The following is a 14,651-nucleotide window of genomic DNA, read 5'->3' as shown; positions in this document are numbered from 1 at the left end:
CCCGGTTAATAGTGCAGCGCGCGTCCGTAAGCGTCGAGCACGCTCTCGTGCATCATCTCGCTCAAGGTCGGGTGCGCGAACACCGTGTGCATCAGCTCGGCCTCGGTGGTCTCGAGGCTGCGGGCGATGACATAGCCCTGGATCAGCTCGGTAACCTCGGCGCCGATCATGTGCGCGCCGAGCAGCTCGCCGGTATCGGCGTCGAACACCGTCTTCACGAAGCCCTCCGCCTCGCCGAGCGCGATCGCCTTGCCGTTGCCGACGAAGGGGAACTTGCCGACCTTCACCTTGCGGCCCGCTTCCTTCGCCTTCGCCTCGGTCAGGCCGACGCTGGCGATCTGCGGCCGGGCATAGGTGCAGCCCGGGATGTTCGACTTGTCCATCGGGTGGACGCCCTTCACCCCGGCCATCGTCTCGACGGCGATGATGCCTTCATGGCTCGCCTTGTGCGCCAGCCAGGGCGCGCCGGTGACGTCGCCGATCGCCCACAGCCCCTCGACACCGGTGCGGCCATAGCCGTCGGTGACGATGTGGCCGCGGTCGAGCTTCACGCCCAATGATTCCAGCCCGAGATTCTCGGTGTTCGGCGCGATGCCGATGGCGAGGATGACGTGGCTGTAGCTGTCGGTCGCCGACTTGCCGTCGCTGCCCTTGATGGTCGCCTTCACGCCGTCGAGCCCGGTCTCGATCTTCTCGACCGAAGCTTTGGTCAGGATCTTGATGCCCTGCTTGGTGACGGCCTTTTCCATGAAGGCGGAGACGTCGGCGTCCTCGACCGGCACGATGCGGTCGAGCATTTCGACGACCGTCACCTCGGCGCCCATGTCGTTGTAGAAGCTGGCGAACTCGATGCCGATCGCGCCCGAGCCGATGACCAGCAGCTTGGTCGGCATCTCGGCCGGCGTCATCGCGTGGCGATAGGTCCAGACGCGCTGGCCGTCGGCTTTCAGGTGCGGCAGCTCGCGGGCGCGGGCGCCGGTGGCGACGATGACATTCTTCGCATCGAGCAGCTGCTCGCCCTGCGCGCCCTTCACCGTGACCTGCGTCTTGCCCGTCAGCCGCCCCTCGCCCTCGACGACAGTGACCTTGTTCTTCTTCATCAAGCCTTTGACGCCGGCATTGAGCTGCCCCGCGACCTTGCGCGAGCGGTCGACGACCTTGGCGAGATCGAAACTCGCCTTCTCGACCTTCAGCCCATAGGCGTCGGCATGTGTCATGTAGTGATAGATTTCCGAAGTGCGCAGCAGCGCCTTGGTCGGGATGCAGCCCCAGTTGAGGCAGATGCCGCCCAGCCGCTCCCGCTCGACAATCGCCACCTTCATCCCGAGCTGCGCCGCGCGGATGGCCGCGACATAGCCGCCCGGGCCCGAACCAAGAACGACGAGGTCGAATTTGTCAGCCATTGTCTTCATCCTCTACATCTTGGCCCATAAGCCCACGCCCGAAGGCGGCGGTAACCAATCCGAAGAACGCGCCTACCCAAGGTCCGACCGGCCCCTCACCGCCGCCCAAATCCCGCGTGCCGACCGCATAAAGCCCGAACACCGCCCCCATGGTCGCGCCCCACAGCAGGACGATCAGCAGATTGCGGGCAGTGCGCTCGCGAAAAAAGCGACACAATGGCCAGAAGGACAGGATCGTTCCCGCAGAAACCCACGGCAGCGCTTCGACAGCGATGGGAAGCGCAGCAACGAAACCCAACAGAAGCAGGGTAGGCAAACTAATAAGCCAGCCGAAGCCGCCGTTCGGCGCATTCCTGAACGCCCCGTCTGCCACAAACATCAGGACCGCTCCGGCAAACGTTCCAAACACGGCAGTCGCTGGGACCTTCCAGAGCTGCCTGGTTTCGATCAAGCCAGCATCGCCAGCGGGTTCTCGACCAGCCGCTTGAAAGCGGCCATCAGCTGCGCGCCGACGGCGCCGTCGATGGCGCGGTGGTCGAAGCTGCCGGTGGCCGACATCACCGTGGCGATGGCGAGCGCGTCGTCGACGACATAGGGCCGCTTCTCGCCCGAGCCGACGGCGAGGATCATCGCCTGCGGCGGGTTGATGACCGCGTCGAACTGCTTGATGCCGAACATGCCGAGGTTGGACAGCGAGGCGGTGCCGCCGCTGAACTCTTCCGGCTTCAGCTTGCCGTCGCGGGCGCGGGCGGCGAGATCCTTCATCTCGACGGCGATTTGGCTAAGGCGCTTGTTGTCGGCGTCGCGGATCACCGGGGTGATCAGGCCGCCCGGAATGGCAACCGCCACCGAGATGTCGGCGCGGCCGAACTTGTAGAGATTATCGCCGGCGAACTGGACATTGGCGTCGGGCACTTCAATGAGCGCCAGCGCCAGCGCCTTGATGACGAGGTCGTTGACCGACAGCTTCTTGTCCTCGCTGAGCGCGGCGTTGAGCTGGCTGCGCAGCTTCAGCAGCGGATCGAGGCGAACGTCGATCGTCAGATAGAAGTGCGGGACGGTCTGCTTCGATTCCGCGAGGCGGCGCGCGATGGTCTTGCGCATGTTCGACAGCTTGATCGTCTCGGCCGGCACGCCCTCGGGCGCGCCGTGGATCGGCGCGGCGACCGGGGCTGCGGCAGCCGATGGTGCGGCACCGGCGGTAGCGGGCGCGCCGGCGCCAGCGGGCGCCTTGTCGAGGTCGGCCTTGACGATGCGGCCGTTGGGGCCGGAGCCGGTCAGCGAGGCGAGATCGACGCCCTTCGCCTCGGCGAGGCGGCGGGCGAGCGGCGAGGCCTTCACGCGGTCGCCGGACGACTTGGCGGGCGCAGGTGCCGGGGCCGGAGCAGCCGCTTTCGGCGCTTCCTCGGCCTTGGGTTCGGGCTTCGGCTCAGCCTTTGTCTCGGCAGGGGTTTCCGCCTTGGCGGGCTCGGCCGGCTTCTCGGCGGCCTTCGGTTCGGCCTTCGTCTCTTCCTTCGGCGCAGCCGCGGCGGAAACCTCCTCGCCCTCTTCGGCCAGCACCGCGATCACCTTGCCGACCGGCACTTCGTCGGTGCCTTCGGCGACCAGCAGCTTGACGATGGTGCCCTCGTCGACCGCCTCGACCTCCATGGTCGCCTTGTCGGTCTCGATCTCGGCGATCACGTCGCCGGGCTTGATCGTGTCCCCTTCCTTCACGAGCCACTTCGCGAGCGTCCCCGTTTCCATGGTGGGGGACAGCGCGGGCATGGTGATGTCGATGGGCATGTACGGACCTTGCGTTGAGTGCACGGACTGAGCGGTTCTTACGCCCGCCCAATGCCTGCGACAAGCCGCCGCCGCCCATATGAACCTGTCTGGTACACGATACGCCGAATCGCGTACCTAGGCGGCGATTCCGGGCGCCGCGATCCGGTTCCGGCCGAGCTGCTTGGCGCGGTAGAGCGCCTGGTCAGCGAGGTTGTAGAGCCGCTCGAAGCTGATCTCCGGGTCGGCGCGGCGGTCGGTAAGGCCGACGCTCATCGTGAGGCTGGCGGCGGGGCCGAGCAGATCGGTCATGTCGGCGTCGGCGATGGCGAGGCGCAGCCGCTCGGCGAGCGCTTCCAGTTCGGGGCCGTCCAATCGCGCCGCGACGCCAAATTCCTCGCCACCCAGCCGCCCGGCAACATAGGTGCCCTCGGTTGCCTCGGCGATGATCCGCCCCACCCGCTCGAGCACATTGTCGCCGGCGTTGTGGCCGAGCCGGTCGTTGATCGCCTTGAAATGATCGAGGTCGGTGACGAGCAGCCCGAACGGGCCGGGCCGGGCCAGCAGCGCCTGTGCGCGGGTGACGAAGCCGCGGCGATTGTAGAGGCCGGTGAGCAGGTCGGTCTCGGCGAGCAGCCGCATCTCCTCGCGCTCGGCCGTCGCCTGATCGCGCTCGCCCTTCAGCCGCCCGAGCCGGTCGGCGATGCCGAGCGACAGCAGCACCGTCTGCACGGTGATCGACAGGAAGGTCGCCATGTCGACGAGGTCGTTCTGCCCGACATAGCCGAAATTGCGCGCCAGCCGCGCGCCGACGACGAACAGCGGCGCCGCCCAGGCGAGCGCATAGAAGGTGACCGCGCGGCTCTGCCCCACCCAGGCGATGGCGATGCCCGACAGCAACAGCGCGAGATTGACGGTGGCGAGGAGATTGAACGCCTTGTCCATCTCGGGCGCGAGGCCGAGCGGATCGAGCGCCGCCAGCAGGCCGGCGAAGAGGATGCCGATGGCGATGCCGTCGAGCGTGCGCCGGTACCAGCGCGGCAGCCGCCCGGGCTCGATGAACAGCGTGAAGAACAGGGTGCCGAAGGTGAGCACGCCGCTCGCCGCCACCATGTTGAGCCGCACGCCGGTGGTGCCGGCGAGGCCGGGGAACACGTAGAAGATCAGGTTCGACCAGCAGAGCGCGTAGACGAAGGCGCTGATCGCCCACAGCACGTAGATGCGCTGAAAGGCGTCGGCGACGCCGGCGTAGAGGAAAAGATTGTACATGAGTGTGGCGCCCATCGCGCCGAGCACGAGGCCGAGCGTCATGATCCACGCATGCTGCATGCTGTCGAACGCCGGGTCGTGCATCAGCCGCACTTTCCGCATCAGCGGGTAGTGCACCATGTTCTCAAAGCCGATGGCGACGCCGGTAAGCTGCTGACCGTTATAGGGGACGTCGAAATCGAGGTGCCCGCCGAGGCCCCAGCTGCGGCCGAGCTCGCCGTCGTGGAAGTCGTAGGGGACGATCGACCCGTCGGCGTAGCGCAGCAGCACACGGATGCGATCGAAGCGGGTCTGGTCGATCAGCAGATGCGCCGGCTGCTCGCCCGCGACCAGCTTGAAGTCCTTCGGGTCGGCGAACAGCCACAGCCATTCATGCTGATAGTCGCGCGGCTCGCCGACGCAGTCGGGCGTCATCTCGAACACTTCGGCGACCGACAGCTCGCGCGCGGTCTGCGCCGTGCACAGCTTGTCGCGAAGCTCGACGGTCGGCCACGGCTGCGCCGCCGCCGGCGCGGTCAGCGCCAACAGCGCCGTGCACAGCGCGATGAAGCCTAGAAGAAGTCTACCCGGCACGCCTTCCCCTCGAGGGCTAGCGGTAGCACACCTTCTTGGCGGCGGCGATGACATCTTCGACCTTGATGAGCGCCGCCTTCTCCAGATTGGCGGCATAGGGCAGCGGCACATCGACGTTGGTCACGCGCAAGACCGGCGCGTCGAGGTCGTCGAAACCGTCTTCCATCGCGATCGCCGCGATCTCCGAGGCGATCGAGCAGGTCGGCCAGCCTTCCTCGACCACCACGATACGGTTGGTCTTCGAAAGGCTCTTCAGCACGGTGCCGCGATCGAGCGGACGCAGGGTGCGCAGGTCGATGACCTCAGCGCTGATCCCCTCGCCTTCCAGCTTCGACGCCGCGTCGAGCGCGATGCCGACGCCGATCGAATAGGAGACGAGCGTCACGTCCTTGCCCTCGCGCACGACGCGCGCCTTGCCGATCGGCAGGACATGGTCGTCGAGCTTCGGCACATCGAACTGCTGGCCGTAGAGCAGCTCGTTCTCGAGGAACACCACCGGGTCGGGCGAGCGGATCGCCGCCTTCAGCAGCCCCTTGGCGTCGGCGGCGCTGTACGGCGCGATGACGATCAGGCCGGGGACGCTGGCGTACCAGGGCGCGTAGTTCTGGCTGTGCTGCGCGGCGACGCGGCTGGCCGCGCCGTTGGGGCCGCGGAACACGATCGGGCAGCGCATCTGGCCGCCCGACATATAGTTGGTCTTCGCCGCCGAGTTGATGATGTGGTCGATCGCCTGCATGGCGAAGTTGAACGTCATGAACTCGATGATCGGGCGCAGGCCGCCCATCGCGGCGCCCGTGCCGACGCCGGCAAAGCCATACTCGGTGATCGGCGTGTCGATGACGCGCTTCGGCCCGAACTCGTCGAGCAGGCCCTGCGTGACCTTGTAGGCACCCTGATATTCGGCGACTTCCTCGCCCATCACGAACACGCGGTCGTCGGAGCGCATCTCCTCGGCCATCGCGTCGCGCAGCGCCTCGCGAACGGTCTGTCGGACCATCTCGGTGCCGGCGGGCACATCGGGCTCGACGGCGAGCGATGCCGGCGTTTCCTTGGGCTTGGCGTCGGTCTTGGTCTCGGTCGGCGTCGCGGCGGCAGATTCTTCGGCCTTCGCCTCAGCCTTCGGCGCTTCCTCCTTCGGCGCTTCCGCCTTGGCGGCGGGCGCCTCGGCCTCTTCGCCCTCGGCCGCGATGATCGCGATCAGGGTGCCGACCTTCACATTGTCGGTGCCGCCAGGGACGAGGATCTTGGTGACGGTGCCACCCTCGTCGGCTTCCAGCTCCATCGTCGCCTTGTCGGTCTCGATCTCGGCGATGACGTCGCCCGGCTTTACCGTGGCGCCTTCCTCGACCAGCCATTTGGCGAGGGTGCCCTCCTCCATTGTCGGCGACATGGCGGGCAGCTTGATCTCGGTCGCCATCAGTAGGTCCCCACCAGAACGTCGGTATGAAGATCGTCGAGCGGCGGCTCAGGGCTCTGCTCGGCGAAGTCGGCGGATTCGGCGACCACCGCCTTGATCTCCTTTTCGATCGCCTTCAGCGCATCCTCGCCGACGCCGAGCTTCTCCAGCTCGCGCTTGGCGCCCTCGATCGGGTCCGACTTGTCGCGCATCGCCTGCACTTCCTCGCGCGACCGGTATTTCGCCGGGTCGGACATCGAGTGGCCGCGGTAACGGTAGGTCTTCATCTCGAGCAGCACCGGGCCCTTGCCCTCGCGCGCCCAGTTGATCGCCACCTCGGCGGCGCCGCGCACCGCGAGCACGTCCATGCCGTCGACCTGGATGCCGGGGATGCGGAAGGATTCACCGCGCCGGTACAGCTGGTCCTCGGCGCTCGAGCGGTTGACGCTGGTGCCCATGGCGTACTGGTTGTTCTCGATGACGAACACGACGGGCAGCTTCCACAGCTCCGCCATGTTGAAGCTCTCGTACACCTGGCCCTGGTTCGCGGCGCCATCGCCGAAATAGGCGAGGCAGATGCCGCCATCGTCCTTGTACTTGTGCGCAAAGCCCAGGCCGGCGCCGAGCGACACCTGGGCGCCGACGATGCCGTGGCCGCCGTAGAAGCCGTGCTCGACGCTGAACATGTGCATCGAACCACCCTTGCCGCGCGAAATGCCGGCGGCCCGGCCCGTCAGCTCGGCCATGATCACCTTCGGGTCGATGCCGTAGGCGAGCATGTGGCCATGGTCGCGATAGCCGGTGATCACGCTGTCCTTGCCGATGGTCAGCGCCGACTGCAGGCCGACGGCAACGGCTTCCTGGCCGATGTACAGGTGGCAGAAGCCGCCGATCAGGCCCATGCCGTACAGTTGGCCCGCCTTCTCCTCAAAGCGGCGGATCAGCAGCATCTGCCGGTAGAATTCGGTCAGCTCCTCCGCCGACGCCTTGTACCGATCCGGTTGCGCCGGGCGCTCGCGATTCGGGATCGGCGGTTCGGCGGACGCGGTCTTGCGAGCAGGCGATTTGGCCACGGGGGAAGGCCCTCTCGTGATTGAACTTGGGCTGGCTATACGAGCCTAGACCCTCTTCGTTCAACCAGCTTTCGGCAGCTTCACCACGACTTCGTCGGGACGGACCACGCCAAGGTTGCCGCGAACCAGCTCGTCGGCAAGGTCGGGATCGACCCGGCGCGGGTCGAGCAGCGCGACGCGGCGCTCGAGATGCGCCTTGCGCTCGGCGACGGCTTCCGCCTTTGCCGCCATCTCGACCTGCTCGGCCTTGTAGTCGCCGAGCGCGAACACGCCGGTGCGGCCGGCGAACGCATGATAGGCGAAGTAGCCGGCGACGAGGATGCACAGCGTCGGCACCATCGCGCCGCGCAGTAGATCAAAGGCACCCGTCCGTTCGCTCATGAACACCATGAATCACGCTTGAGTCTTGGATTCAAGCGGATTTTCAACTTTCCTGATGGTGTTGCCCGCGAGACTCAGTTTCGCCGGTCCCGCGGGCAAAAGCATAAGCAGATCGGATCAGCCGCGCAGGATCGAACGGCCGGCATAGCGCGCCGCATCGCCGAGCTGCTCCTCGATGCGGATCAGCTGGTTGTACTTGGCAAGCCGGTCGGAGCGTGCCAGCGAGCCGGTCTTGATCTGTCCGCAGTTGGTGGCGACCGCGAGGTCGGCGATCGTCGAATCCTCGGTCTCGCCCGAGCGGTGCGACATCACCGAGGTGTAGCGGGCGCGGTGCGCCGTCTCGACCGCTTCCAGGGTCTCGGTCAGCGTACCGATCTGGTTGACCTTGATGAGGATCGAGTTGGCCAGGCCGCGGCCGATGCCGTCGCGCAGGCGCGCCGGGTTGGTCACGAACAGGTCGTCGCCGACCAGCTGCACCTTGTTGCCGATCTTGTCGGTCAGCGCCTTCCAGCCCTCGAAATCATCCTCCGACATGCCGTCCTCGATCGAGATGATCGGGTAGCGGCCGGCGAGGTCGGCGAGATAGTCGGCCATCTCGACCGGCGAGAGCGAACGCCCTTCCCCTTCAAGGACATATTTGCCGTCCTTGAAGAATTCGGTGGCGGCGCAGTCGAGCGCCAGCATGACGTCGTCGCCGGGCTTGTAGCCGGCCTTCTCGATCGACTGCATGATGAAGTCGAGCGCTTCGGGCGCGCTGGCGAGGTTCGGCGCGAAGCCGCCTTCGTCGCCGACCGCCGTGGCAAGGCCCTTGTCGTGCAGGCCCCTCTTCAGCGTGTGGAAAATCTCGGCGCCGACGCGTACCGCCTCGGCCAGCGTCTCGGCGCCGACCGGCATGATCATGAATTCCTGGAAATCGATGGGATTATCGGCGTGCGCGCCGCCGTTGATGATGTTCATCATCGGCACCGGGAGCGTCAGCGCCGACACGCCGCCGACATAGCGGTAGAGCGGCAGGCCGCGAGCATCCGCCGCGGCCTTCGCCGCCGCCAGGCTGACGCCGAGGATCGAATTGGCGCCGAGGCGGCTCTTGTTCGCCGTGCCGTCGAGCTCGATCATCATCTGGTCGAGCTCGACCTGGTCCTCGGCATCGAGGCCGAGGATGGCGTCGGCGATCTCGCCGTTGACCGCGGCGACCGCCTGCGTGACCCCCTTGCCGAGGTAGCGCGACTTGTCACCATCGCGCTTCTCGACAGCTTCATGCGCACCGGTCGAGGCGCCCGACGGCACGGCGGCGCGGCCGAAGCTGCCGTCCTCCAGCAACACGTCGACCTCGACCGTCGGATTGCCGCGGCTGTCGAGGATCTGGCGGGCATGGATGTCGATGATCGCGGTCATTGGCTTCTCCGGCTCGGGTGGCGTAGAATGGCGGCGCTTCTAGCCAGTCGTCCGGATCGTCGCAACGCTGTCGGGAAAGCTGGCGGCCTGTCGTTCGTTGTGGTGCGTGTGGCGCGTTTCGGTTGACGACCGGAACAGAGGCTAGTCTGCCTCGTTGGACGCCAGCGAATTTCTCGTAAGCTTCCCCGTGAAAGGAACAGTCATGACCGCTTCCACCGGCCCCAACGGCAACATCGGCAGCAGCGATCCGACCGGCACCGCGCTCGGCGCGTCGACCGCCGTCGTCGATCCGGCCGCCTCGGGCGGTTTTGGCGATGACGATGCCGGCACCGGCCGCTTCGCCCGCGTCCGCGAGGAGGCCTCACGCCTGAAGGGAGAGGCCACCGGCCGCGCCCGTGGCTATGCCGAGGACGGCAAGGCGATCGCCACCGACAAGCTCGACGGCTTCGCCCGCTCGATCCACGATATGGCGGGCAATTTCGAGGAGCAGGTCGGCCCGCAGCTCGCGCAGTACGCGCACAGCGCGGCGGACAAGCTCGACGAGATTTCGGCGAACCTGCGCAACAAGAGCGTCGACGAGTTGGTCGACGATGCGCGCGGCTTCGTGCGCCGCAGCCCGGCAATCGCCATCGGCGCCGCCGTCGCGGTCGGCTTCGCGCTGTCCCGCTTCCTGAAGGCGAGCAACGCCGAGGCGAAGCCGCGCAAGGCGAAGGCTGCGCCCAAGGGCCGCAAGGCCAAGCCGCGCTACGACGCCTGAACCGTCTTCGTCGGGGGATAGATGGAAAAGCCGGATCGGAAGGCGCGCGAAAAGGGCCCGAGCATCGGCGACATGGTGCGGAGTCTGCTGCTCGATGTGACGCAGCTGATCCGCACCGAGATCAAGCTGGCGCAGGCCGAGGTCGGGGAGAATGTCGAACGGGCGAAACGCCCGCTGATGCTCCTCACCTTGGGGCTGATGCTGGCGCTGGCGTCGGGGCTGGTGTTCATCGCCTTCCTCGTTGCCGCGCTGGCGCCGCTGATCGGGGTGGCGGGCGCGGCGCTGCTGGTCGCGGTGGTGACGGGCGGCGGCGGTTTCGCGCTGATCCGCGCGGCACAACGCGAGCTGAAGAACGTTTCGCTCGCACCGGCGCGCGTCGTGGCGCGGATGGAGCAGGATGTGCAGGCGTTGAAGGACGCAGGGGAGTGACGGGATGAAGCCCGAGGAGATGAAGACGGCGATCTACGAGAACGACGCCGAGCAGGCGCGTGAGCGGATCGCCCAGACCTTCGACGATCTTCAGGAGAAACTGAGCCCGCGCAACCTCGCTACCGAGGCGGTCGAGGCGCTGCAGGACAAGGGCCGCGACCTCGTCGACGGCGCGACGGCGCGCGTGAAGCAGCATCCGGTGGTGACCGCCGTGGTCGCCGCCGCCGCGGGCGCCGCGATGTTCGGCCGCCGCAAGCTCGGCAAGGACGGCGACTATAAATTCGATGCGTATGACGATGTGTATGGAGATGACATGAACGACGGTGTTGAGACGGCTTCGACTCCCGCCAAGGGCGAGCAGACCGGCGTGCTGAACCGCGCCCGTGACCGCGCCGGCGAGGCGCGCGACTATGCGTCGGAGAAGCTGGCGGCGGCGCGCGAGCGCACCTCGGACTATGCCAGCCGCGCCAAGGCCAAGGCGAGCAAGGCCCGCCGCGCCGCGGGCGAAGGCGTCAAGGAGAATCCGCTGGCGGTCGCCCTGGTCGGCGTGGCCGCCGGCGCGCTGATCGGTGCGCTCCTGCCGCGCACCCGCCGTGAAGACGAATTGCTCGGCGAGCAGCGTGACAGACTGGTCGGTGCCGGCAAGGCGGCGGCGAAGGCGGCGGTCGATACCGCCAAGGCCGAACTCGGCGAGCGCGGCCTGACTTTGAACGCCGCCAAGGCAAAGCTCGACGAGGTCGGCAACCACGCCAAGGATGTCGCGCGCAGCGCCAGCAAGGCGGCGGCGGATCGGGCGCGCAAGCTCGACGACTGATCGCATCTGCGAGCAACAGGAAGCCCGCGGCGCCACCCGGCGTTCGCGGGCTTCGTGCATCCGCCGTTCATCGATGTCGCACTATGTTACAGGAGGATGGCGGAACGGCCCGCCAGCGATTAGATGTTGGGCCGTAACGAACAGGGAGCTTTGGAAATGAAGGCTTTGGCGGTGGCTGCGCTGGCGGCGATGATCGTCGCGACGCCCGCCGCGGCGCAAGTCGTGGACGGCAAGAAGCTGTTCACCTCGCGCTGCGGGGTTTGCCACTGGGATCCGGCGAAACCCGGCGAGCAGGCCCGCATGGGGCCGAGCCTTTCGGGCGTCGTCGGGCGCAAGGCCGGCACGCATCCGAAGTTCACTCGCTATTCAAAAGGCATGAAGGATTTCGGCAAGCCGTGGAGCGAGGCGCTGCTCGCCAGCTATCTCGAGAATCCGCGGAAAACGGTGCCGGGAACGAACATGGCCTTCGTTGGGTTGAAGAAGCCGGAGGAGCGAGCCGCCGTCGTGGCCTATCTGAAGAAGCCACGCTGAGCCGCCGACCGGATTTCCTTTCAGGAGAATAAGATGCGTAAGTTCATTCAGTCCTTCGCCGTGCTCGCGCTGCTCGCCGCGCCGGTCACCGCGTCGGTGGCGCAGACGGCGGCCCCCGCCGCCGCCCCGGCCAGCGCGGCGGACGCCAAGGCCGCCGGCGCCTTCATCGAGACGCTGTCGGGTCAGGCCTTCACCATCCTGCGCGACAAGTCGGTGACCAAGCCGCAGGCGCGCGCCAAGTTCCGCAGCATGCTGCGCGAGAATTTCGCGGTGAAGGAGATCGGCGAGCGGCTGATCCGCCGCCACCGCGCGGCGGTTACCCCGGCGCAGTACAGCGCCTATATGGCGGCGTTCCCCGACTATGTCGTCGGCACCTACGCCGACCGGCTGTACGAATATTCGAACTCCAGCCTGAAGGTCGTGCGCACGCTGCCGCGCGGCACCCGCGGCGACATCGACGTGATGACGCGCATCACGCTGGCGAGCGGCGGCAAGCCGATCGATTCGACCTGGACGGTGCGCAAGCTGCCGACCGGCAAATATCAGATCCACAACCTCAGCGTGGCGGGCGTCAACCTGGCGCTGACGCAGGAGGCCGACTTCACGTCGTTCATCCAGCGCAAGGGCTTCGACGCGCTCGTCCAGTTCATGAAGGACGCCGCCGCGTGATCGACACAGGTCGGGCTGCCTTCGTGCATCCGAGCGCGCTCATCTACGGGCGCGTGACGATGCACGAGGGCAGCTCGATCTGGTGCAACGCGGTAATCCGGTCGGAGGCGGCGCACGTCGAGATCGGCGCCTATTCCAATGTCCAGGACTTCGTGATGATCCACACCGACCCCGGCCGCCCGGTCGTGGTCGGCGATCATTGCTCGATCACTCATCACGCGACGCTCCACGGCTGCACCATCGGCAACAATGTGCTGATCGGCATCAACGCCACCGTCTACGGCGGGGCGGTGATCGGCGACAATTCGATCGTCGGGCAGCATGCCTATGTGAAGGACGGCACCATCGTGCCGCCCAACTCGATCGTCATCGGCTCCCCGGCGAAGGTGATCCGCACCCAGAACAGCTGGATCGCCAACCGGATGAACGCCCTGTTCTACCACCGCAACGCGCTGGCCTATGCGCAGGGCGATCACCGCGCCTGGGACGGGCCGGAGTTCGAGGCGTGGATGGGCGAGCAGATCCAGCGGCTGCAAGGCGAGTTCGCCGCTTTGCAAGGCAACTGAGCGCACCCTCCCCTTGCCCGCCGGCGCGATCCGCTATAGGGCGCGCCCCATGACTGATCAGCAGAAGATGCACTTCGTGTTCGGCGGCCGGGTCACCGACCCCCGCGGGCTCGAATTCGAAGATTTGAGCAAGCTCGACCTCGTCGGCGTCTACCCCGATTACAAGTCGGCGGAAGTCGCGTGGCGCTCGAACGCGCAGCGCACCGTCGACGACGCGGCGATGAAGTACGTCATCGTCCACCTGCACCGGCTGCTCGAACCGGACGCTTAAAGCATCCCCTTCCCGTCATCCCCGCGAAGGCGGGGACCCAGTCCATACAAAAGGAAATGCCCGCTACCGCGGGCGCATTTTTCCGTCCTGGGTTCCCGCCTCCGCGGGAAGGCGGTGGCTAAAGCGCGTTCGACTTCGGGCGACGCGCCAGCGGCTGCGCGATCAGCAGGCCGGCGATGAAGCCGCCGATGTGCGCCCAGATGGCGATGCCGCCGCCGCCCGCGTTGAAAGCGGCGCCGGTCATCAGTTGCAATCCGATCCAGGCGGCTGCGAACCACAGCGCGGTCAGCAGCTCGCTCGATACGTTGATGCCGAGGATGCGGCGCGCCCCCGGCCGCTTGCGCGCGAACAGCGTGGCGTAGCAGGCGAACACCGCCGCGACCGCGCCGCTGGCGCCGATCACCGGCAGGGTCGACCCCGGCGTCACCAGCACCTGCAGCAGCCCGCCGGCGATGCCGCCCGCCGCGAAGATCAGCAGCAGCTTCACCGGCCCCACCACCCATTCGACCATGCGGCCGACGATGAGCAGGAACAGCATGTTGAGGATGAGGTGAAGCCAGCCACCGTGGACGAACAGCGAGGTAACGAGAGTCAGCGGCGCCGGCACGGCGGCCATGCCGATATCGACGATGCCGGTCAGCCGTGCGGGAATCAGCCCGCCGCGGATCGCCATCTGCACCAGCACGTCGGGCCCGGCGAGTGCCGCCAATAGCTGAATAACCGCACAAGCGATGGCAAGGCCGATCGTAGCGCGGGCGGGCTTGGGCGGCTGGAAGGGTCTCACGAGACTTAGCTAGGCGGCGACGCCGGCCACGACAAGCGGCCGGCGCTGCTCAGAAGCCGGAATGAGCCGAAAGGTCGCGGATCAGGGCCGAGGCCCTAGATGAACTCGACCTTCTTGATCTCGTAATATTTTTCGCCCGACGGGGTCACCACCTCGACCTCGTCGCCGATGCTGCGCCCGATCAGCGCGCGCCCCAGCGGCGAGTTGTAGGAGATGCGGCCGCCTTTAGCGTCAGCCTCGATCTCGCCGACGATCTGGTAGCGCACCGGCTTGTCGGCATCGTCGAGCAGATGGACGGTGGCGCCGAAGACCACGCGGTCGCCGCTCAGCGACTTGGGGTCGATGACCTGCGCGCGCGCCAGCTTGTCCTCATAGTCCATGATCTGGGCTTCGTTATGGCCCTGCCGCTCCTTGGCGGCGTGATATTCGGCGTTCTCGGAAAGATCGCCGTGAGCCCTTGCCTCTTCGATGTCCTCGACGATCTGCGGCCGCTCGACGCTTTTCAGGCGATGCAGCTCCGACATCAGATGCTGATGGCCCTCGGCCAGCATGGGCATCTTGTCGACGGTCGCCATA

At 66.9% G+C, this 14,651-nt stretch carries 17 protein-coding genes; 7 read left to right on the top strand and 10 right to left on the bottom strand.

Going from position 1 to position 14,651, the window contains the following annotated elements; translation table 11 throughout:
* Positions 1-5: 5 nt before the first annotated feature.
* The 8 genes from lpdA to eno all read right to left on the bottom strand — a co-directional run bounded on the left by lpdA (position 6) and on the right by eno (position 9,254).
* Complete coding sequence (lpdA, locus tag ACFOMD_RS13750) at positions 6-1,403, bottom strand: dihydrolipoyl dehydrogenase (RefSeq protein WP_380862331.1); 1,398 nt, start codon at positions 1,401-1,403, stop codon at positions 6-8.
* Positions 1,396-1,782, bottom strand: coding sequence for a hypothetical protein (locus ACFOMD_RS13745; protein WP_380862329.1), 387 nt, complete (start codon positions 1,780-1,782; stop codon positions 1,396-1,398). The genes lpdA and ACFOMD_RS13745 overlap by 8 nt, the downstream gene beginning before the upstream one ends.
* Before the next feature lie 68 nt (positions 1,783-1,850).
* Entirely contained in the window at positions 1,851-3,188 is a 1,338-nt protein-coding gene (locus ACFOMD_RS13740) for a pyruvate dehydrogenase complex dihydrolipoamide acetyltransferase (protein WP_380862327.1), read from the bottom strand.
* 117 nt (positions 3,189-3,305) lie between these two features.
* Complete coding sequence (locus ACFOMD_RS13735; protein ID WP_380862325.1) at positions 3,306-5,009, bottom strand: sensor domain-containing diguanylate cyclase; 1,704 nt, start codon at positions 5,007-5,009, stop codon at positions 3,306-3,308.
* Between the two features lie 16 nt (positions 5,010-5,025).
* A complete protein-coding gene (locus ACFOMD_RS13730; protein ID WP_380862323.1) occupies positions 5,026-6,426 on the bottom strand; it encodes a pyruvate dehydrogenase complex E1 component subunit beta in 1,401 nt (466 codons plus the stop codon).
* A complete protein-coding gene (gene pdhA / locus ACFOMD_RS13725; RefSeq protein WP_380862321.1) occupies positions 6,426-7,478 on the bottom strand; it encodes a pyruvate dehydrogenase (acetyl-transferring) E1 component subunit alpha in 1,053 nt (350 codons plus the stop codon). The genes ACFOMD_RS13730 and pdhA overlap by 1 nt, the downstream gene beginning before the upstream one ends.
* A gap of 60 nt (positions 7,479-7,538) precedes the next feature.
* Positions 7,539-7,859: an FtsB family cell division protein gene (locus ACFOMD_RS13720; RefSeq protein ID WP_380862319.1), complete on the bottom strand. Its 321-nt coding sequence runs from the start codon at positions 7,857-7,859 to the stop codon at positions 7,539-7,541.
* Positions 7,860-7,976: 117 nt separating this feature from the next.
* A complete protein-coding gene (eno, locus tag ACFOMD_RS13715; protein ID WP_380862317.1) occupies positions 7,977-9,254 on the bottom strand; it encodes a phosphopyruvate hydratase in 1,278 nt (425 codons plus the stop codon).
* A 202-nt stretch (positions 9,255-9,456) separates the two neighbouring features.
* Between eno and ACFOMD_RS13710 the strand changes: the two genes are divergently transcribed.
* The 7 genes from ACFOMD_RS13710 to ACFOMD_RS13680 all read left to right on the top strand — a co-directional run bounded on the left by ACFOMD_RS13710 (position 9,457) and on the right by ACFOMD_RS13680 (position 13,291).
* On the top strand, positions 9,457-10,011 hold the full coding sequence (locus tag ACFOMD_RS13710) for a hypothetical protein (protein ID WP_380862315.1): 555 nt from the start codon (positions 9,457-9,459) through the stop codon (positions 10,009-10,011).
* Between the two features lie 21 nt (positions 10,012-10,032).
* On the top strand, positions 10,033-10,440 hold the full coding sequence (locus tag ACFOMD_RS13705) for a phage holin family protein (protein ID WP_380862313.1): 408 nt from the start codon (positions 10,033-10,035) through the stop codon (positions 10,438-10,440).
* Between the two features lie 4 nt (positions 10,441-10,444).
* Entirely contained in the window at positions 10,445-11,254 is an 810-nt protein-coding gene (locus tag ACFOMD_RS13700; protein ID WP_380862311.1) for a DUF3618 domain-containing protein, read from the top strand.
* 156 nt (positions 11,255-11,410) lie between these two features.
* Positions 11,411-11,785, top strand: a complete 375-nt coding sequence (locus tag ACFOMD_RS13695) for a c-type cytochrome (protein ID WP_380862309.1) — start codon at positions 11,411-11,413, stop codon at positions 11,783-11,785.
* 33 nt (positions 11,786-11,818) lie between these two features.
* Positions 11,819-12,454 (top strand): MlaC/ttg2D family ABC transporter substrate-binding protein, encoded by a 636-nt coding sequence (locus tag ACFOMD_RS13690; RefSeq protein WP_380862307.1) that lies wholly within the window; start codon positions 11,819-11,821, stop codon positions 12,452-12,454.
* On the top strand, positions 12,451-13,020 hold the full coding sequence (locus ACFOMD_RS13685; RefSeq protein WP_380862305.1) for a gamma carbonic anhydrase family protein: 570 nt from the start codon (positions 12,451-12,453) through the stop codon (positions 13,018-13,020). Before ACFOMD_RS13690 ends, ACFOMD_RS13685 begins: the two co-directional genes overlap by 4 nt.
* Positions 13,021-13,069: 49 nt before the next feature.
* Positions 13,070-13,291, top strand: a complete 222-nt coding sequence (locus ACFOMD_RS13680) for a DUF4170 domain-containing protein (protein ID WP_380862303.1) — start codon at positions 13,070-13,072, stop codon at positions 13,289-13,291.
* 118 nt (positions 13,292-13,409) lie between these two features.
* On the opposite strand, the gene ACFOMD_RS13675 is transcribed toward ACFOMD_RS13680, so the two are convergent.
* Both ACFOMD_RS13675 and greA read right to left on the bottom strand, forming a co-directional pair.
* Positions 13,410-14,000, bottom strand: coding sequence for a rhomboid family intramembrane serine protease (locus ACFOMD_RS13675; protein ID WP_380862301.1), 591 nt, complete (start codon positions 13,998-14,000; stop codon positions 13,410-13,412).
* A 170-nt stretch (positions 14,001-14,170) separates the two neighbouring features.
* Positions 14,171-14,650: a transcription elongation factor GreA gene (gene greA, locus ACFOMD_RS13670; protein ID WP_380862299.1), complete on the bottom strand. Its 480-nt coding sequence runs from the start codon at positions 14,648-14,650 to the stop codon at positions 14,171-14,173.
* Between the last annotated feature and the right edge of the window lies 1 nt (position 14,651).

The organism is Sphingoaurantiacus capsulatus, assembly GCF_042648405.1.
GTDB classification, from domain to species: Bacteria; Pseudomonadota; Alphaproteobacteria; order Sphingomonadales; family Sphingomonadaceae; genus Sphingoaurantiacus; species Sphingoaurantiacus capsulatus.
The sequence above is the reverse complement of the archived record's forward strand: the minus strand, read 5'-3'. Positions and strand labels throughout refer to the sequence as shown.